Genomic DNA, 17,656 nt, shown 5'->3' with positions numbered 1-17,656 from the left:
ATTGCACACTGCCGGAACTGCCCATGCTGGTCATCCAGGAACGCCTCCCGCCCCGCGAGCAGTGGGACGAAGAACTGCTGCTCACCTACGAAGCGCGAAGCAAGAGCCGCCTGCGCTGCTTCACCGTCGCCGGTGAAGACGTCGGGCTGTTTCTCGAACGGGGCCAGCCGCCCCTGCGCGACGGCGACTGCCTGCTGGCCGGGGATGGCCGCGTCGTGCGTGTCCGTGCCCGGCCCGAGGCCCTGCTCCACGTCACCTGCGCCAGCGCCTTCGAACTGACCCGCGCCGCCTACCACCTGGGCAACCGCCACGTCGCCCTGCAGATCGGCGACGGCTGGCTGCGCCTGCTGGACGACTACGTGCTCAAGGCCATGCTCGAACAGCTCGGTGCCACGGTGACCGCCGTGGAAGCCGGCTTCCAGCCCGAGCACGGCGCCTACGGTGGCGGCCACCACCACTCCCACCAGCTGGAAGCCGACTTCAACTACGCCCCGCGCCTGCACCAGTTCGGAGTGCGCCCGTGAGCGAAGCCGCCCCCTCGCTGGGCGCCTGGCAACTGCTGCGCCTGGCCAGCCCCCAGCTGCCCATCGGCGGCTACAGCTATTCCCAGGGGCTGGAGATGGCCGTGGACCAGGGCCAGGTGCACGACACCGAGAGCGCCCGGCGCTGGCTGGACGACCAGCTGCGCCTCAACCTCGCCCGCTTCGAAGCGCCCATGCTGCTCGACCTCTGCCAGGCCGCCGCCGACGAGGACTGGGCACGCCTGCTGCAACTGGGCGCCGAGCAGCGCGCCAGCCGCGAGACCCGCGAACTGCACCTGGAATGCCGGCAGATGGGCTACTCCCTGCAACAGCTGCTGGAGGGCCTGCCCGAGCTGGATGCCCCAGCCCGCGACGCCCTGGCSSGCCAGGGCGAACCCACCCTCGGCGTCGCCTGGGCGCTGGCCGCCCGCGCCTGGCGCATCCGCCCCGACGAGGCCCTTGGCGCCTGGCTCTGGGGCTGGCTGGAGAACCAGCTGGCCGTGCTGATGAAGACCCTGCCCCTGGGCCAGCAGGCCGCCCAGCGCCTCACCTCGCACCTGCTGCCGAGCCTCCAGGCCGCGAGCCTGGCCGCCCGCACATCCCCTTCCCACCCACGGGGCAGCGCCGCCTTCGGCCTGGCCCTGGCGAGCATGGCGCACGAGCGCCAGTACAGCCGCCTGTTCCGTTCCTAGGAGAGCACCATGAACAGCCAACCCCTGCGCGTCGGCATCGGCGGCCCCGTCGGCTCCGGCAAGACCGCCCTCACTCTCGCCCTCTGCCGTGCCCTGCGCGAGCGCTACAACATCGCCGTGGTGACCAACGACATCTACACCCAGGAAGACGCCCAGTTCCTGGTGCGCAACGAGGCCCTGGAGCCCGAGCGCATCATCGGCGTGGAAACCGGCGGCTGCCCGCACACCGCCATCCGCGAGGACGCCTCCATCAACCTGGAGGCGGTGGACCAGCTCAACCGCCGCTTCCCGGGCCTGGACCTGATCCTGGTGGAGTCCGGCGGCGACAACCTCTCCGCCACCTTCAGCCCCGAGCTGTCGGACCTGACCCTCTACGTGATCGACGTCTCCGCCGGCGACAAGCTGCCGCGCAAGGGCGGACCCGGCATCTGCAAGTCCGACCTGCTGGTGATCAACAAGATCGACCTGGCGCCCATGGTCGGTGCCTCGCTGGAGGTGATGGAACGCGACGCCCGCAAGATGCGCGGCGAGCGGCCCTTCGTGTTCAGCAACCAGAAGGTCGGCCAGGGCCTGGACGACATCATCGCCTTCATCGAAAAACAGGGCCTGCTCGGCGCAGCCTGACCCCCACAAGGAGCCCCCATGAACCTGCGCAAATCCCTCTTCGCCCTCGCCCTGTTCTGCACCCCGGCACTGGCCTTCGCCCACGCCGGGCATGACCACTCCGGGCTGATGGCCGGCGTCGCCCACCCGGTGACCGGCCTCGACCACCTGCTGGCCATGCTCGCCGTCGGCCTCTGGGCCGCCCAGCAACAGGGCCGTGCCCGCTGGGCCCTGCCGCTGACCTTCGTCGCCACCCTGCTGCTCGGCGGCCTGCTGGGCTTCCAGGGCCTGCAGCTGCCCTTCATGGAAACCGGCATCGCCGCCTCCGTGCTCGCCCTCGGCCTGCTGGTGGCCGTGGCCGTGCGCCCGCCGATGGCCGTCGCCGTGGCCATGACCGCCCTGTTCGCCCTGGCCCACGGCGTCGCCCACGGCCTGGAGCTGCCGGAGCTGGCCAGCCCCTGGGGCTACGCCGCCGGCTTCGTCGCCGCCACCGCCGCCCTGCATGCCATCGGCTACGCCCTGGTGCGCACCCTGCCCCTGGCCGCCGCGCCGCTGGTGCGCATCGCCGGCAGCGCCTCGGCCGTCGCCGGGGCCTGGTTGCTGGCGGGCTGAAAGGCTCGCCCCCAGGAAGTACAGGCCGGCCCCATCTCACCATTGCCATGAGCATGAGGAATTTTCTGAAACCGCTTTCCTGAGCTTGTTCCTGACCCGCAGGGCTCCTAAGTTCGCCCGGTCGCGGCAAACGCCGCGACCGGGTTTGACGACCTGAAGCAAACGGCGCGATAGCGCCTACGGGACAAGTGGAGAGCGGCGTACGCTCTCCGCGAGTCCTGGCTGGCATGCAGTTTTTCTGGCTGCAGCCTGTAATGGCGGATCGCGTGGGGAGACCCTTGTGGTCTGCCGGCTCCGTTTGCCCGGTTCGTCAACCCCACGCGATCCTCCACCCTTTGAACGACGACAAGGGATGGAGGCGGAGAACTGCAAACGGAGTCTTGCCATGGAAGATGCATACATCCCCATCACTTTCATCCGCCATAAGCGTCCATTGCGCGGCGTGATGATCGACAACCAGCCCTGGTTCAGTACCTACGACTTCGCCCGCTTGCTGGGCCTGCACCACCCGCATTCGTTGCACAGGCGTCTTCGTGCACATGAAACACAGCGCGTACGACTGACCTACCGAACAGGTAGCGAAGAGATTGTCGATGTCATGAACGAAGCCGGGCTCTACAAGGCACTTATCCGTTTTGGCCATCCGGAAACCCATCACCTCGATGAGTGGCTGACCCGTGAGGTAATCCCCACCCTCCGTGACCAAAACAACGCAGGGCTCTACGCGCCTCGACGCGTGATGATCGGTTGGCAGAACCAACGGCTATCGCTGCTGGAGTGGCAAGGCGAGCTGTGGATGCACTGGGAAGACGTACCTCGCCATCTGACCCAGTAGATGCCCCCAAGTTGCCCCGTGCGCACGGGGCAACTCCAAAGCTGAATAGCTTCTCCTGGCGAAAAATCGTCCGCCATTCGGCAGCCCACGGAACGCAAGGCCTGCAGCAATCTGCCCAGAAGATATCCACAGGCTGGCCCACCGTTTATGTGGGCAGTGCCGGCCCCGCACCCACACGCGGGGCCCCTGGGACACCTCGCCACTCGCGGCGCTTTCATGTCTTTGTCATAGTCGCCGGGTCTGATTCGGCACGCCCGTCTTCATCGAAATGGAAGCCCCATGAAACGCTTTGCCCGGTTCTGCCTCGTTCCGCTCTGCCTCCTGGCCATCGCCCTGCTGGGCATGGCGCTGACCAGCCGCCCGGTGGAGCGGCCGGCGGTGCTCGCCGGGCTGGGTGACCACCCGCTGGTGATCGCCCATCGCGGCGGCCGAGGGTTGTGGCCGGAGAACACCCTGTTCGCCTTCGAGCGCGCGGCCGCGCTGGGGGTGGACATGCTGGAGATGGACCTGCGCCTGACCGCCGACGGCCAGGTGGTGGTGCTGCATGACGCCACCGTGGACCGCACCACCGAGGGCAGCGGCGCGGTGGCTGCCCTCAGCCTCGCCCAGGTGCAGGCGCTGGACGCCGGCTACCGCTGGACCGCCGACGGCGGCGAGAGCCACCCCTACCGGGGCCAGGGCGTGCGCATCCCCACCCTCGACGCGGTGCTGCAGGGCTTCCCGCAGGTGGCCAAGGTCATCGAGATCAAGGTGCCCGACGTGGGGCTGGAAGAACGCCTGTGCAGCGCCCTGCAGCAGGCCGGGCAGCGCGACCGGGTCATCGTCGGCAGCTTCTACGAGCGCAGCCTCACGCACTTCCGCAGCGTCTGCCCCGGTGTGGCCACCTCGGCCGGGCCGACCTCGGTGAAGCTGCTGGTGGTGCTGCAGAGCCTCGGCCTGGAACGCCTGCTGAGCCCCTCCTACGAAGCCCTGCAGATTCCCGAGGAACACGCTGGGATGCAGCTCGCCACGCCGTCGATGATGCGCAGCGCCCGCGAGCGCGGGCTGAACGTGCAGATGTGGACCATCAACGAACAACCGGTGATGCAGCGCCTGCTGGACATGGGCGCCGAGGCGCTGATCACCGACTACCCCGACCGCGCCCTGCAGCTGCTGGGGCGGTCGACCCGCCTCACTTCGCTGAACGATCGATAGCGAAGCCGGCCCAGGTCTGGCTCACCGGCATCAGCTCCAGGGTGTTGATGTTGATGTGGGCCGGCTGGTTCATCACCCAGAAGATGGTCTCGGCGATGTCCTGCGGCTGGATCGGCTCGGCGCCGGCATAGGTCGCATCATAGCGCGCCTGGTCGCCGCCGAAGCGCACCAGGGAGAACTCGCTCTCGCACAGGCCCGGCTCGATGTCGGTGACGCGCACCCCGGTGCCCACCAGGTCGTTGCGCAGGTTCAGCGAGAACTGCCGGACGAAGGCCTTGGTGCCGCCGTACACGTGGCTGCCCGGATAGGGGTAGGTGCCGGCGATGGAGCCGAGGTTGACGATGCCGGCGCCCCGGCCGTGGGCGATCAGGCGCGGCAGCAGCAGGCGGGTGCTGTAGAGCAGGCCCTTGATGTTGGTGTCCACCATGGTGTCCCAGTCATCCAGGCTGCACTTGGGCGCCGGATCGGTGCCCAGGGCCAGGCCGGCGTTGTTGATCAGCCCCTGCAGGCGGTCGAACTGGGCGGGCAGGCCGGCGATGGCGGCTTCCATGGCCTGGCGGTCGCGCACGTCCACGGTCAGTGGCAGCACTTCGGTATGGGCCGAGAGTTCGGCGGCCAGGGCCTTCAGGCGGTCTTCGCGGCGACCGGTGATGACCAGCTTCCAGCCCGCCTGGGCGAAGCGACGGGCACAGGCTTCGCCGAACCCGGAGGTGGCGCCGGTGATGAACAGGGTGGATGTCATGGAATCTCTCCTCGCTGGGGCGGGCTATGTCACGGGGCGCCCACAGTGCCAGAAAGCGGGCGGGTTCTCCTAGCCCGTGGCGGATTTCCAGGCGGCCGCCAACGGGCCCTTGCAGGGCGTGGGATAGCGCCATCCGCCCCCAGGTTTTCCACAGGCAGGCCACAGGCTGTTCCACAGATCGTGGGGACAACTCCAGTGGGCCTGGGCGCGCCGGCCCGGCCGTTCGCCTTCATTCGTGAACGCCAGCAATCACGAGGCCTCCAGGGAATCCTGCCGGCGCTGCTGGTGATTTTTCGAGCAGCCTGCCCAGCGCCCCGACGGCAGGGGCTGCCGGCCAGGGCTCCAGAGCTTGCCCACACAGTTATCCACAGGCCGCGGGGATAACTGCCAGGGCACTTCAAGGCCCGCGCGCAAGCAACTGTTCTGCTTAAAAAAAGCCTGGCTGTACGAATCCCGAGCAAGCGCCGCGGACGACCGCCGGTCGGGCCCGGCAGCCAGCTGCCCACATGTTTTCAACAGCCCGGTCCACAGATTTTGTGAGCAGCCCGAGGCGCCCGCCTGCGCCTGTAGGGGCGAATTCATTCGCCCAGGCTGCCGTAGGTGGGCTTCAGCCCACGTTGACCACCGCTGGTGGGCTGAAGCGGAACGCCGCCCGGCCCACCCTGCATGGCCGCCACGTACGGGGCATCGATGCGGTTCGCTGAGCTCACCGCATCCTACGGACAGGCTCTGTGCGCCTTGGATGGCGCTCTTTCCATCCACCATTGGCGCTCGCCCTGACCCCGCCTGGTGGGCCGGTGGAGCGCCTGGCTCAGGCGCCGGCCAGCAGCACCCGCGCGGCCACCAGGTCTTCCAGGGCGTAGCCCACCGACTTGAACAGGGTGATCTCCGTGGCATCGCGCCGGGCGCCGCGTCCGGCGAGCAGGTCGCGCAGCTCGGTGTCGAGGCGGTCGGCGTCGAAGGCGCCGTCGGCCATGGCGAACAGCAGGTCGCCGGCTTCCTCCAGCGCGCCTTCGCGGGTGTCCACCACTACGCGGGCGCGGCCCACGGCGGCGGAGTCGGTCTCGCGCATGCTTGGCAGGAAGGCGCCGACCAGGTCGAGGTGGGTGCCGGGGCGCAGCCATTCGCCCCGCACCAGCGGCTCGCGGGAGGTGGTGACGCAGCTGATGCAGTCCGCCGTGGCCACGGCGCTGGCCAGGTCGCCGACCGCCTGCACCGGGTAGCCCTCGTCGCGCAGTGCGGTGGCCAACGCCGCCGCCTTGCCCGCGTCACGGCCCCAGAGTTCGATGCGGCGGTAGCCACGTACGCACACATGGGCCCGCACCATGTGCCGCGCCAGGGTGCCGGTGCCCACCACCAGCAGGCGCTCGGCGTCGGCGCGCACCAGGTGGTCGGCCGCCAGGGCGGAGGTGCAGGCGGTGCGCCGGGCGGTGAGTTCGGAGGCTTCGAGCAGGGCCAGGGGCTGCCCGGTGACGTCGTCGAACAGGGCGAACACCGCCGCCACGGCGGGCAGGCCCTGGGCGCCGTTGCCGGGGAACACCGTCACCAGCTTCACGCCGACGCCCTGCCCGGTGCGCCACACCGGCATGCACAGCAGCGAGGCGTCCTGCGGCAGGGCGTGGCAGGCGCGCACCGGCGCCTCGGCGGGCTGCGCCAGGCCCTGGCGCAGGGCTTCGATGAGTGCGGGATAGGCCAGGGTCGCCGCGACCTCGGCATTGGTGAAGAAACGGATGCTGGACATGACGCGCTCCTTTGCCGGCACGGCCACCCTGCCGGTGGCCGCGTTCCAGAGGCAGCCGCCCCCGGTGGCCCGGGTGGCGGCGTGGGTGACGGCGGGCTAGTGGCCGCCGAGGTAGGCGTTGCGCACCTCCTGGTTGCCCAGGAGTTCCTCGCCGGTGCCGCTCATGCGGATCTCCCCGGTGACCATCACGTAGGCGCGGTCGGAGAGTTTCAGCGCATGGTTGGCGTTCTGCTCCACGAGGAAGATGGTCATGCCGCTCTTCGCCAGCTCCCGCAGGGTCTGGAAGATCTGCTTGACCACGATGGGCGCGAGCCCGAGGGAGGGCTCGTCCAGCAGCAGCAGCTTGGGGCGGCTCATCAGCGCACGGGCGATGGCGAGCATCTGCTGCTCGCCGCCGGACATGGTCATGGCCCGCTGGTTGCGCCGCTCCTTGAGCCGGGGGAAGAGATCGAACATGCGCTGCATGTCCTCGTCGGCGTGGGCGGTACCGATGGGGATGGTGCCCATCAGCAGGTTCTCCTCCACGCTCATGTCGGGGAACACGCGGCGCCCCTCGGGGGACTGGGCGATGCCGTTGGAGGCCACGTAGTGCGGCGACTTGCGGGTGATATCGACGCCCTGGTAGAGGATCTGCCCGGCAGCCGCGCGGGGCTGGCCGAAGATCGACATCAGCAGGGTGGACTTGCCGGCCCCGTTGGCGCCGATGAGGCTCACCGTCTCCCCTTCGTTGATGTGCAGGCTGACCTGGCGCAGGGCCTGGATGGGCCCGTAGAAGACGTCGACGTCCTTGAATTCGAGCAGGGGGGCACTCATGCGACCTCCTCCTCGTCGGCGCCCAGGTAGGCGGCGATCACCTTCGGGTCGTTGCGGATCGCGTCGGGGCCGCCCTGGGCGATCACCACGCCGTGGTCCAGCACCACGATGTGGTCGGAAATGCTCATCACCATGCCCATGTCGTGCTCGATCAACAGTACGGTCAGTTGGTGTTCGTCGCGCAGCGTGCGGATGATCCGGCTGAGCGCCTCGGTTTCCGCCGGGTTGAGGCCGGCGGCGGGTTCGTCCAGGCAGATCAGCTGCGGCCGGGTGCACATGGCGCGGGCGATCTCCAGGCGGCGCTGCTGGCCGTAGGAGAGTTCGCCGGCCAGGCGGTTGGCGCAGTCGGTGAGGTCCACCACCTCCAGCCAGTAGAAGGCGTGGTCCAGGGCCTCCTGCTCGGCGCGGCGGAAGCCCGGGGTGTTGAGCACACCGGCCAGCAGGTTGCGGTTGACCCACATGTGCTGGGCCACCAGCAGGTTCTCCACCACCGACATCTCCCGGAACAGGCGGATGTTCTGGAAGGTGCGCGCAAGCCCGGCGCGGTTCACCAGGTGGGTGCCGCCGAACATCTTGTAGTAGAGGCGGCTGCCGATGCGCGCCGGGTTGACGAAGTCGGTGGGCTGGAAGGGCTCGCCGAGCACCTGGATGACGTCGGTGGAGGTGCCCCGGGCGTCCAGCAGGATGCTGCCGCCGGTGGCCTTGTAGAAGCCGGTGAGGCAGTTGAACACCGTGGTCTTGCCGGCGCCGTTGGGGCCGATCAGGGCCGAGATGGAATGGCGCTGGATGTCCAGGCTGACGTCGTTGAGGGCCTTGATGCCGCCGAAGTGCATCATCAGGTTGCGCACGCTGAGGATGGTGTCCTGGCTCATGGCGCGACTCCTTTGCGCGGGGCGAATCCGGCACGGCTGATGCGGATCAGCCCGCGCGGTCGCCACATCATCATCACCACCATGAGGATGCCGAACATCAGCACCCGGTAGTCGGCGAAGCTACGCAGCATCTCCGGGGCGATGGTCAGCACGAACGCAGCGATCACCACGCCGACGGTGGAGCCCATGCCGCCGAGCACCACGATGGCGAGGATCAGCGCCGACTCGAAGAAGGTGAAGGACGAGGGGTTCACGAAACCCTGGTAGCTGGCGAAGAACACCCCGGCCAGGCCCGCGGTGGAGGCGCCGAGCATGAAGGCGGAGAGCTTCACCAGCACGTGGTTGAGGCCCAGGGAGCGGCAGGCGATCTCATCCTCGCGCAGCGCCTCCCAGGCCCGCCCGACGGGCATGCGGGTGAGGCGGTGCTTGATGTAGAGCACCAGCAGCACCACCAGGAACAGCACCACGTAGATGAACAGGAACTTCAGGTTGGGGTTGTAGGCGATGCCGAGGAACTCGTGGATCGGCGTCCCCCCGTCCTTGGCCCGCCGGCCGAACTCCAGGCCGAAGAAGGTCGGCGACGGCACCGACATGCCGTTGGGGCCGCCGGTGAAGCTCAGCCAGTTGTTCAGCACCAGGCGGATGATCTCGCCGAAGCCGAGGGTGACGATGGCCAGGTAGTCGCCGTGCATGCGCAACACCGGGAAGCCGAGGATGGCCCCGGCCAGGGCGGCGGCCAGGGCGGCCAGCGGCAGCACGCTCCAGAAGCCCAGCCCCAGGTGCTCGTAGCCCAGCGCCAGGCCATAGGCACCGATGGCGTAGAAGGCCACGTAGCCGAGGTCGAGCAGGCCGGCGAGGCCGACCACGATGTTCAGCCCCAGGCCCAGCAGCACGTAGATCAGCCCGAGGATGACCACGGTGAGCAGGTACTTGCTGGCGAAGAAGGGGAAGATCACCGCGGCGACGATCACCAGCGGCAGCACCCAGCGCATCGCGCTGCGGTGGTCCGGCGGCAGCACGTGGACGCCGGAGCCACCGCGCTCGAAGCGCTCCAGCAGGCCGGAACCGCCGGCGCTCTGCAGGTACAGACTAAGGAGGAAGCGGCCGACCACCACGGCGCCGACCATCCAGGCGACGCGCTCCGGCTGCAGGTTGAAGCTGTAGCCGTCGAGCACCACCCCGACGATGGGGCCGAACACGATCAGCGCCAGCAGGCCGGCGACGATGGCGTCCACCAGGCTCTTCTTGATATCGATCTTGGAGGCAGAAGACATGCTTACACCTTGGCGACGTGCGGGCGGCCGAGCAGGCCCTGGGGACGGAAGATCAGGATCAGCACCAGCAGGGAGAAGCTGAAGACGTCCTTGTAGTCGGTGTTGACCATCCCGGAGAACTGCGCCTCGGCGACTCCGAGGATGATCCCGCCGAGCATCGCCCCGGGCAGCGAGCCGATGCCGCCGAGCACCGCGGCGGTGAACGCCTTGATGCCGATGATGAAGCCGGCATAGAAGTCGAAGGTGCCGTAGTTCATGGTGATCAGCACGCCGGCCAGCGCGGCCATGGCGGCGCCGATGACGAACACGTAGGAGATCACCCGGTCGGTGTTGATACCGAGGATCGAGGCCATCTTGCGGTCCTGCTGGGTGGCGCGGCACATGCGCCCGAGCTTGGTGCGCTGGATCACGTAGGTGAGCACGCCCATGCCGATGAACGCGGCCACCAGGATGAACACCTTGGTGTAGGTGAGCTGCACGAAACCCTCGCCGACGTGGAACTTCAGCGCGCCGTCCAGCAGCGTGGGCACGCCCTGCTGGCGGGCGCCCTGGGCCAGCTGCACGTAGTTCTGCAGGATCAGCGACATGCCGATGGCGGAGATCAGCGGCGCCAGGCGCGTGGAGTTGCGCAGCGGCTTGTAGGCGATGCGCTCGATCACGAAGCCGTAGATGCCGGTCACCGCGATGGTGAACAGCAAGGTGCCGAGGATCAGCAGCGGGAAGGATTCGAGCCCGAAGAAGGCCAGCAGCGCGAGGCCGATGGCCGAGAGGTAGGCGGAGATCATGTACACCTCGCCGTGGGCGAAGTTGATCATGCCGATGATGCCGTAAACCATGGTGTAGCCGATGGCGATGAGCCCGTAGACCGACCCGAGGGTCAGGCCGTTGATCAGCTGTTGCAGGAAGATGCCGTCCATTGATCAGTCTCGTCTTCTGGAGGACGGGCCTTGGGTTCGGCCAGCCCCCGCGAGTGAAATCGGACGGGTGCCACTGAATCGCCGTGTTACGTCGGGCAGTCGCCTGCGCGGCACAAGCAGGTGGGATTCGAGCGGGACCCGGAACACACCGGCCGACCAGGTGCGGGTGGCGCCTGGCGGGCCGGCCGAGCCATTACGCCGGGGATCGGTCGCTCGAAGGCCGGGCGGCGTCGTGGACACCGCCAGGCCGGCGCGCGGCCGTTCCCGGCCGGCGCTTACTGCTGGTGGTACTTCCCTTGGTCATCCCACTCGTAGATCACGTAGTCGGACACCTTCAGGTCGCCCTTGGCATCCCACTCCTTCTTGCCCATCACGGTCTGCACCGGGTGCGACTTCAGCCAGGCGGACGCCTTGGCCGCATCGTTGGCACCGGCCCCGTTGAAGGCCGCGGCCAGGGCCTGCAGGGAGGCATAGGAGTAGAGGGTGTAGCCTTCCGGCTCGAAGCCGTTGGCGCGGAACTTCTCGATCACGGCGGCGCCGTCGGCGATCTTGCGCGGGTCGGCGCCGAAGGTCATCAGCACGCCCTTGACGTACTGCGGGCCGCCGGCGGTGGTGACCAGCTCGTCGGTGACGATGCCGTCGCCGGAGAGGAACTTGGCGGTCAGGCCCTGCTCGCGCATCTGCCGGACCAGCGGGCCGGCCTCGGGGTGCAGGCCGCCGAAGTAGACCACTTCCGCCCCGCTGGCGCGGATCTTGGTGACCAGGGCGTTGAAGTCCTTCTCGCCACGGGTCAGGCCCTCGTACAGCACCTCCTTCACGCCGCGCTTGGCCAGCTGCGCCTTGGTGGCGTCGGCCAGGCCCTGGCCGTAGGTGTCCTTGTCGTGGACGATCGCCACCTTGGTGGCCTTGAGCACGTCGACGATGTAGTCGCCGGCGACGATGCCCTGCTGGTCGTCACGGCCGCACATGCGGAACATGCCGGACAGGCCGCGCTCGGTGACCTGCGGGTTGGTGGAGCCGGGGGTTATGGCGATGATGCCCGCCTCGTCGTAGACCTCCGACGCCGGGATGGTGGAGGAGGAGCAGAAGTGCCCGACCACGCCGATGGCCTTGTCCTGGTCCACCAGGCGGTTGGCCACGGCCACGGCCTGCTTCGGTTCGCAGGCGTCGTCCGCCTTGACCAGCTTGATCTTCTCGCCGTTGACCCCACCGGCGGCATTGATGTCCTCGGCGGCCTGGCTCGCGCCACGCCAGTACTGCTCGCCGAAGGAGGCGTTGGCGCCGGTGTGCGGACCGGCCACGCCGATCACCACGTCGGCGAACGCCAGGGAAGACAGACTCATAACACTGGAAACCGCAACAGCCAGAACACCTTTCTTGAAAGACTTGTGAGGCATGGGAGTTGTGCTCCTGAGGGGGGTTATGTGTTGGCAGCGGTTACTTCAGCAAGCGCCGTGCCACTCGTTTTTGCGCGTCCTGAAAAAACGTCGTACAGCCCTCCGAACCGTCTGGAACGGCAATGTGCAACCCGCCTCCGGACAAAGGTGCAACCCGGCAGCACCCCTCTTTCCGGGCACTCGCCAGGCAATAGCAACCCCCGGCGCCGCAAGCGCAACCCCTGGTAACTGCCACTGTCACCGAAGTGCACACGCCTGGTGCGCGGGCGGCGGGCTCGCGCACCAATACAGGCTAGTGCATGACCGCCCGGGCGGCGGTCCGGATTGCCGACAGTGTGATGGACACGGCGTCGCAGGCCGGGCGAAGGCCCGGCTCGGCGTGCCGCTGTCGCGAAGGGGCCGCACCGCGCCCGGCCGGGCGGTCGGGGCGGTGGCCCATCAGATGACCACCCGCAGGCATTGCCCGGCGTGGTAGAGGGAGAAGCCCAGCTCGTACAGGCCGCTGCGCAGGCCCACGGCGGCCACCGGCGTCATCGGCTGGAAGGGCATCGGCAGGGCATCCGGCGAGGCGCCCAGCAGGTAGTCGGCGAAGGCGCGCCCCACCACGGTGCCGGTGGTGACGCCCCGGCCGTTGTAGCCGGTGACCGCCACCAGCCCGGGGGCCGGCTCGAACAGGCGCATCAGGTGGTCCGGGGTGAAGGCGATGCAGCCGGTCCAGGTGTGGGTCCACTCCACCTTGCCCAGGTAGGGGAAGTAGTGGCCCTGGATGCGGTCGGCCCAGGCCTTGAGGAACCACAGCGGCTTCTGCGCGCCATTGCCCAGGCTGCCCAGCAGCAGGCGGCCCTCGGCGTCGCGGCGGATGCTGCTGAGCACCTGGCGGGTGTCCCAGGAGCCCTGCCCGCCCGGCAGGATGCGCGCGGCGGCCTCGCCGGTCAGTGGCGCCGAGGCCACTTGGTAATAGAAGCCAGGGAAGAAGTGGCGGCGCAGCTCGGTCCACTCCCCTTCGGTGTAGGCGTTGGAGGCGATGACCACCTGGGGCGCCATCACGGTGCCGCGCTCGGTGGCGACGCACCAGAGCGAGCCCTGGCGCTCCAGCCGGTTCACCGCGCTGTGGTGGAACAACTGGCCGCCCTGCCCCACCACCGCCCGCGCCAGCCCCCGGGTGTAGCCCATGGGATTGAGGGTGCCGGCGCGGCGGTCCAGCAGGGCCGCGGCGATGCGGTCGGTGCCGGTGGCGTCGCGGCAGGCCTGGCCGGTGAGCAGCTCCACCGGGGCGCCACGCCGCTGCCACTGGGCACAGCGGCTGGCGAGGTCGGCCTGACCACGGGCGTTGTGGGCCATGTGCAGGGTGCCTTCGCGGCGCAGCTGGCAGTCGATGCCGTAGCGTTCGATCACCTCGAACACCTGGGCCGGGGCGCCGCCGAGGGTGCGGTTGAGGCGCTCGCCGACCGCCTCACCGAGCCCGGCGACGATGTCGTCCGGCGGAATCCACAGGCCGGCGTTGACCAGCCCGACGTTGCGCCCGGAGCCGCCGTGGCCCGCTTCATGGGCCTCCAGCACGCACACCCGGCGCCCGGCCTCCAGCAGGCGCAGGGCGGCGTTCAGGCCGGTGATGCCGCCACCGATGACGCAGACGTCGGCCCGGACCTCGCCGGACAGCGCGGCGGCCTCGGGCAACGCCGGTGTCACGGACTCCCAGAGACAGGACGAACGCAGGGACATGCACGACTCCTCAGGGCCGGTGTAGCGACCCGCTCAATCGAAGGTGATGCCCTGGGCCAGCGGCAGCTCGTGGGAATAGTTCACGGTGTTGGTCTGCCGGCGCATGTAGGCCTTCCAGGCGTCGGAGCCGGATTCGCGGCCACCGCCGGTTTCCTTCTCGCCGCCGAAGGCGCCGCCGATCTCCGCCCCGCTGGGGCCGATGTTGACGTTGGCGATGCCGCAGTCGCTGCCCACCGCCGACTGGAAGCGTTCCGCCTCGCGCACGTCGGTGGTGAACAGGCAGGACGACAGGCCCTGGGGCACGGCGTTGTTCAGCGCCACCGCCTCGTCGAAGTCGCGGTAGCCGATGACGTAGAGGATCGGCGCGAAGGTCTCGTGGCACACCACCTCGGTCTGTCCCGGCATCTCGACGATGGCCGGCGACACGTAGTAGCCGCCGGGGTAGCGCTCGGCCAGTTGGCGCTCGCCGCCGAACACCGTGCCGCCTTCGGCGCGGGCCTTGTCCAGCGCGGCCTGCATGGCCTCGAAGCTGCCCCGGTCGATCAGCGGGCCGACCAGGTTGCCCTCCAGCGGGTGGCCGATGCGCACGCGGGCATAGGCGACCTTGAGGCGCTCGACGATCTCGGCCTTCACCGACTCGTGGGCGATCAGCCGGCGCAGGGTGGTGCAGCGCTGGCCGGCGGTGCCGACGGCGCTGAAGAGGATGGCCCGCACCGCCAGGTCGAGGTCGGCGCTGGGGGCGAGGATCATGGCGTTGTTGCCGCCCAGTTCGAGGATGCTGCGGCCGAAGCGCGCAGCCACCCGGGGCGCCACTTCGCGGCCCATGCGGGTGCTGCCGGTGGCGCTGACCAGCGCCACGCGGCGGTCGTCCACCAGCGCCTCGCCGGCCTCGCGGGCGCCCAGCAGGACCTGGCAGAGGTGCGCCGGGGCATCGGAGAACTCAGCGGCCACGCGCTCGAACAGCGCCTGGCAGGCCAGGGCGGTGAGCGGGGTCTTCTCCGAGGGCTTCCACACCACGCTGTTGCCGCACACCAGCGCCAGCGCGGCGTTCCACGACCACACCGCCACCGGGAAGTTGAAGGCGCTGATCACCCCGACCACACCCAGCGGGTGCCAGGTCTCGCGCATGTGGTGGCCCGGCCGCTCGGAGGCGATGGTCAGGCCGTAGAGCTGACGCGACAGGCCGACGGCGAAGTCGCAGATGTCGATCATCTCCTGCACTTCGCCCAGGCCTTCCTGGGCGATCTTGCCGGCCTCCCAGGAGACCAGCTCGCCGAGGTCCGCCTTGTGCGCCCGCAGCGCCTCGCCGAAGCGGCGCAGCAGCTCGCCCCGGCGCGGTGCCGGCACCTGGCGCCAGGCCTGGAAGGCGGCATCGGCCCGCTCGATGCAGGCCCGCGCCTCGTCACGGCCCTGCAGCCGCACCTGGCCGATGACGCTGCCGTCGATGGGGGTGTGCACGGCGTGATCGCCCTGCCGGTAGAGGCCGGGGGCGACGCCGAGGCGATCGAGCAATGCGGCAACCATGGGAACTCCTGGAAAGCACGGGATGAAAGGTCGGCGCCAGTATTAGCCGCTCCGGGGGCTTGCCAACAAACGACCTTTGCTCCACATATCATTCCGTTTGCTCATGAACCCCAGCCGCCCGGACCCGCCCATGCTCAAGCGCCACATGCCCTCCCTCACCGCCCTGCAATGCTTCGAGGCCGTGGCCCGGCACCTGAGCTTCACCCGCGCGTCGGAAGAGCTGGCGCTGACCCAGAGCGCCGTGAGCAAGCAGGTGGCGCAGCTGGAGGACATGCTCCAGCACCTGCTGTTCCGCCGCGTGCGCCGGCGCCTGCAGCTGACCCCGGCGGGTGCGCTGTACCTGGCCGAGGTGCGCAAGATCCTCACCCAGGTGGAGATGTCGACCCACTACATGCTGTCCTACGGCGGCGAGACCGAGGTGCTGCGGGTGGCGACGCCACCCACCTTCGGCGCGCGCTGGCTGATCCCGCGCCTGAAGGGCTGGCGCCTGCGCCACCCGAACATCCACCTGGACGTGCGCAACGAGCTGGAGCCGGATGCGCTGGTGCAGGGCCGCGCCGACGTGGCGCTGTTCTTCGGCCAGGGCGCACTGCCCGGCGCCGAGTGCATCCGCCTGTTCAGCGAGGAAGTGGTGCCGGTGTGCGCCCCCTCCACCCTGCCCGAGGCCCCCTTCACCGACCCCACCCAGCTCACCCGCCTGGTGCTGCTGCAGAACGCCACCCGCCCGGAAGCCTGGCACGAGTGGTTCCAGAGCCAGGGCCGGCACACCGAGCACAGCTACCACGGGCCGCGCTTCGACACCTCCTACATGTGCATCCGCGCCGCCCAGGCCGGCTGCGGCGTGGCCCTGCTGCCGCGCTTCCTGGTGGAAGAGGAGCTGGCCGAGGGCAAGCTGGCGATCCCCTGGGACCACGCCATGCCCAGCCGCAACGCCTACTACCTGGCCTACCCCGAGCACACCGCCGAGGTACCCAAGGTGCGCGACTTCGTGCGCTGGATGCGCGAGCAGCTGGAACCGCCCCATCAGGAAAAAACGGAATGAATGCAGCGGTTTTTTTCGTTTGCCGCGCCCCCGCCCGGCTGCTTGGATAACGCCATCGTCCTCGCCGCTGGAAGCCGCCGATGTCCACCGACCGCCTGTTCGACCTGGTTGCCCATGTGATCGGCCCCGACGCCGCCCACTGGGTGCGCACCCACGTGGAAGTGCCCGAGGGCCTGGCCGCCTTCCCCTTCGATGACCGGCAGGTGCACCGCGCCTGGCTGGCCGAGGCGCTCAACCTGTGCCTGTTCCACAAGCTGGTGGAGGCGGTGCCCATCGGCCGCACCTACGTCGAGGAACAGCGCGCCGCCGGGCGCCAGGTGTGCTTCGACCACGGCGCCATCCGCACCGTCGACTGGCCGGACAACGGCGCGCTGCCGCGCGGTCGCCAGGCCTTCAACCGCCTGCTGGAGCCCCTGGGCTTCACCGACGTGCGCACCTACCCGCTGACCCGCCTGAACATGACCGGGCACGCCTACCGCCACCTCGACCTGCCGGAGGACATCGCCCAGTTCTTCGTCTCCGAACTGCACCCGGGACGCTTCAGCGAAGGCTTCCGCGAGGCCGTGAGCCGCGTGGTGGGCCAGAGCCGCGACCCGCTCTCGCCCACGCACCTGGCGGTGCTCGACCAGCTCTGGCGGGAGCGCCAGTGCAGCCCGGTCCAGGCCCGCGAACTGCTCCCGGCGCTCCACGCCGCCTTCGACCGCCAGCACCCGACCCCGCACGAAGCGGACTACCTGCGCCTGCGGGAGGAAAGCGTGGAGATGGCCTGGATCGCCACCGAGGGCAACATGTTCAACCACCTGACCGACCGCGTCGCCGACCTGGAGGCCCTGGTGGCCGAGCAGAACGCCAAGGGCCGGCCGATGAAGCCGAGCATCGAGGTCTCCGCCTCCGGCCGCGTCCTGCAGACCGCCTACCGCGCCGTGCAGGTCCGGCGCGAACTGCTGGACGCCAGCGGCCGCCCGGTGCAGCGGGAGGTGCCGGGGTCCTTCGTGGAGTTCATCCAGCGCCGGGTGGACGACAGCACCGGCCGCCTGGACCTGGCCTTCGACAGCAGCAACGCCCAGGGCATCTTCAAGATGACGGCGGGGCAGGTCGGGGCCTGATACGGGCCTCCCTGCCCGGGAGTTCGCGAGCAGAGCTCGCCCCTGCACA

Annotated in this window: 17 protein-coding genes; 8 read left to right on the top strand and 9 right to left on the bottom strand. The window is 69.3% G+C overall.

From position 1 onward, the window contains the following. Window positions 1–23 precede the first annotated feature (23 nt). The 6 genes from ureE (at window position 24) to SZ55_RS03350 (ending at window position 4,457) form a co-directional block, all read left to right on the top strand. A complete protein-coding gene (gene ureE / locus SZ55_RS03375; RefSeq protein ID WP_044401288.1) occupies window positions 24–524 on the top strand; it encodes an urease accessory protein UreE in 501 nt (166 codons plus the stop codon). 17 nt (window positions 525–541) lie between these two features. Next, the gene (locus tag SZ55_RS03370) at window positions 542–1,213 is read left to right on the top strand and encodes an urease accessory protein UreF (RefSeq protein ID WP_236692384.1); all 672 of its coding nucleotides are present in this window, start codon (window positions 542–544) and stop codon (window positions 1,211–1,213) included. Window positions 1,214–1,222: 9 nt separating this feature from the next. Next, window positions 1,223–1,837, top strand: coding sequence for an urease accessory protein UreG (gene ureG / locus SZ55_RS03365; RefSeq protein WP_044401282.1), 615 nt, complete (start codon window positions 1,223–1,225; stop codon window positions 1,835–1,837). 18 nt (window positions 1,838–1,855) lie between these two features. Next, a complete protein-coding gene (locus tag SZ55_RS03360; protein ID WP_044401279.1) occupies window positions 1,856–2,428 on the top strand; it encodes a HupE/UreJ family protein in 573 nt (190 codons plus the stop codon). Between the two features lie 385 nt (window positions 2,429–2,813). Beyond that, window positions 2,814–3,263 (top strand): BRO-N domain-containing protein, encoded by a 450-nt coding sequence (locus SZ55_RS03355; RefSeq protein WP_044401276.1) that lies wholly within the window; start codon window positions 2,814–2,816, stop codon window positions 3,261–3,263. A 279-nt stretch (window positions 3,264–3,542) separates the two neighbouring features. Further along, window positions 3,543–4,457: a glycerophosphodiester phosphodiesterase gene (locus SZ55_RS03350; protein ID WP_044401273.1), complete on the top strand. Its 915-nt coding sequence runs from the start codon at window positions 3,543–3,545 to the stop codon at window positions 4,455–4,457. On the opposite strand, the gene SZ55_RS03345 is transcribed toward SZ55_RS03350, so the two are convergent. The 9 genes from SZ55_RS03345 to amaB all read right to left on the bottom strand — a co-directional run bounded on the left by SZ55_RS03345 (window position 4,435) and on the right by amaB (window position 15,459). After that, window positions 4,435–5,199: an SDR family oxidoreductase gene (locus SZ55_RS03345; protein ID WP_044401270.1), complete on the bottom strand. Its 765-nt coding sequence runs from the start codon at window positions 5,197–5,199 to the stop codon at window positions 4,435–4,437. The genes SZ55_RS03350 and SZ55_RS03345 overlap by 23 nt on opposite strands. 811 nt (window positions 5,200–6,010) lie before the next feature. Then, on the bottom strand, window positions 6,011–6,940 hold the full coding sequence (locus SZ55_RS03340; protein WP_044401267.1) for an ornithine cyclodeaminase family protein: 930 nt from the start codon (window positions 6,938–6,940) through the stop codon (window positions 6,011–6,013). A gap of 96 nt (window positions 6,941–7,036) precedes the next feature. After that, the gene (locus SZ55_RS03335) at window positions 7,037–7,753 is read right to left on the bottom strand and encodes an ABC transporter ATP-binding protein (RefSeq protein ID WP_044401264.1); all 717 of its coding nucleotides are present in this window, start codon (window positions 7,751–7,753) and stop codon (window positions 7,037–7,039) included. Continuing rightward, the gene (locus SZ55_RS03330; protein WP_044401261.1) at window positions 7,750–8,625 is read right to left on the bottom strand and encodes an ATP-binding cassette domain-containing protein; all 876 of its coding nucleotides are present in this window, start codon (window positions 8,623–8,625) and stop codon (window positions 7,750–7,752) included. Before SZ55_RS03330 ends, SZ55_RS03335 begins: the two co-directional genes overlap by 4 nt. Beyond that, window positions 8,622–9,899, bottom strand: coding sequence for a high-affinity branched-chain amino acid ABC transporter permease LivM (gene livM / locus SZ55_RS03325; RefSeq protein WP_044401258.1), 1,278 nt, complete (start codon window positions 9,897–9,899; stop codon window positions 8,622–8,624). The genes SZ55_RS03330 and livM overlap by 4 nt, the downstream gene beginning before the upstream one ends. A 2-nt stretch (window positions 9,900–9,901) precedes the next feature. Then, window positions 9,902–10,816, bottom strand: a complete 915-nt coding sequence (locus SZ55_RS03320; protein ID WP_044401255.1) for an ABC transporter permease subunit — start codon at window positions 10,814–10,816, stop codon at window positions 9,902–9,904. 275 nt (window positions 10,817–11,091) lie between these two features. Continuing rightward, window positions 11,092–12,213: a branched-chain amino acid ABC transporter substrate-binding protein gene (locus SZ55_RS03315; RefSeq protein ID WP_044401252.1), complete on the bottom strand. Its 1,122-nt coding sequence runs from the start codon at window positions 12,211–12,213 to the stop codon at window positions 11,092–11,094. Between the two features lie 438 nt (window positions 12,214–12,651). Next, window positions 12,652–13,935: an L-pipecolate oxidase gene (gene amaA, locus SZ55_RS03310; RefSeq protein ID WP_044401250.1), complete on the bottom strand. Its 1,284-nt coding sequence runs from the start codon at window positions 13,933–13,935 to the stop codon at window positions 12,652–12,654. 33 nt (window positions 13,936–13,968) lie between these two features. After that, window positions 13,969–15,459, bottom strand: coding sequence for an L-piperidine-6-carboxylate dehydrogenase (gene amaB / locus SZ55_RS03305; RefSeq protein WP_044401247.1), 1,491 nt, complete (start codon window positions 15,457–15,459; stop codon window positions 13,969–13,971). A 130-nt stretch (window positions 15,460–15,589) separates the two neighbouring features. Between amaB and SZ55_RS03300 the strand changes: the two genes are divergently transcribed. Beyond that, complete coding sequence (locus tag SZ55_RS03300; protein ID WP_044401243.1) at window positions 15,590–16,501, top strand: LysR substrate-binding domain-containing protein; 912 nt, start codon at window positions 15,590–15,592, stop codon at window positions 16,499–16,501. Between the two features lie 80 nt (window positions 16,502–16,581). After that, a complete protein-coding gene (locus SZ55_RS03295) occupies window positions 16,582–17,607 on the top strand; it encodes a DUF1338 domain-containing protein (RefSeq protein WP_044401241.1) in 1,026 nt (341 codons plus the stop codon). The last annotated feature ends 49 nt before the right edge of the window (window positions 17,608–17,656 follow it).

This window comes from Pseudomonas sp. FeS53a, assembly GCF_000931385.1.
Classification (GTDB): Bacteria; Pseudomonadota; Gammaproteobacteria; order Pseudomonadales; family Pseudomonadaceae; genus Metapseudomonas; species Metapseudomonas otitidis.
This window is presented reverse-complemented; position numbering and strand designations above follow the sequence as displayed.

Excerpts from the sequence above, each read along its gene's own strand:
- ureE (WP_044401288.1), top strand. The coding sequence starts at position 24 with ATGCTGGTCATCCAGGAACGCCTCCCGCCCCGCGAGCAGTGGGACGAA.
- ureG (WP_044401282.1), top strand. The coding sequence starts at position 1,223 with ATGAACAGCCAACCCCTGCGCGTCGGCATCGGCGGCCCCGTCGGCTCC.
- SZ55_RS03360 (WP_044401279.1), top strand. The coding sequence starts at position 1,856 with ATGAACCTGCGCAAATCCCTCTTCGCCCTCGCCCTGTTCTGCACCCCG.
- SZ55_RS03355 (WP_044401276.1), top strand. The coding sequence starts at position 2,814 with ATGGAAGATGCATACATCCCCATCACTTTCATCCGCCATAAGCGTCCA.
- SZ55_RS03350 (WP_044401273.1), top strand. The coding sequence starts at position 3,543 with ATGAAACGCTTTGCCCGGTTCTGCCTCGTTCCGCTCTGCCTCCTGGCC.
- SZ55_RS03345 (WP_044401270.1), bottom strand. The coding sequence starts at position 5,199 with ATGACATCCACCCTGTTCATCACCGGCGCCACCTCCGGGTTCGGCGAA.
- SZ55_RS03340 (WP_044401267.1), bottom strand. The coding sequence starts at position 6,940 with ATGTCCAGCATCCGTTTCTTCACCAATGCCGAGGTCGCGGCGACCCTG.
- SZ55_RS03335 (WP_044401264.1), bottom strand. The coding sequence starts at position 7,753 with ATGAGTGCCCCCCTGCTCGAATTCAAGGACGTCGACGTCTTCTACGGG.
- SZ55_RS03330 (WP_044401261.1), bottom strand. The coding sequence starts at position 8,625 with ATGAGCCAGGACACCATCCTCAGCGTGCGCAACCTGATGATGCACTTC.
- livM (WP_044401258.1), bottom strand. The coding sequence starts at position 9,899 with ATGTCTTCTGCCTCCAAGATCGATATCAAGAAGAGCCTGGTGGACGCC.
- SZ55_RS03320 (WP_044401255.1), bottom strand. The coding sequence starts at position 10,816 with ATGGACGGCATCTTCCTGCAACAGCTGATCAACGGCCTGACCCTCGGG.
- SZ55_RS03315 (WP_044401252.1), bottom strand. The coding sequence starts at position 12,213 with ATGCCTCACAAGTCTTTCAAGAAAGGTGTTCTGGCTGTTGCGGTTTCC.
- amaA (WP_044401250.1), bottom strand. The coding sequence starts at position 13,935 with ATGTCCCTGCGTTCGTCCTGTCTCTGGGAGTCCGTGACACCGGCGTTG.
- amaB (WP_044401247.1), bottom strand. The coding sequence starts at position 15,459 with ATGGTTGCCGCATTGCTCGATCGCCTCGGCGTCGCCCCCGGCCTCTAC.
- SZ55_RS03300 (WP_044401243.1), top strand. The coding sequence starts at position 15,590 with ATGCTCAAGCGCCACATGCCCTCCCTCACCGCCCTGCAATGCTTCGAG.
- SZ55_RS03295 (WP_044401241.1), top strand. The coding sequence starts at position 16,582 with ATGTCCACCGACCGCCTGTTCGACCTGGTTGCCCATGTGATCGGCCCC.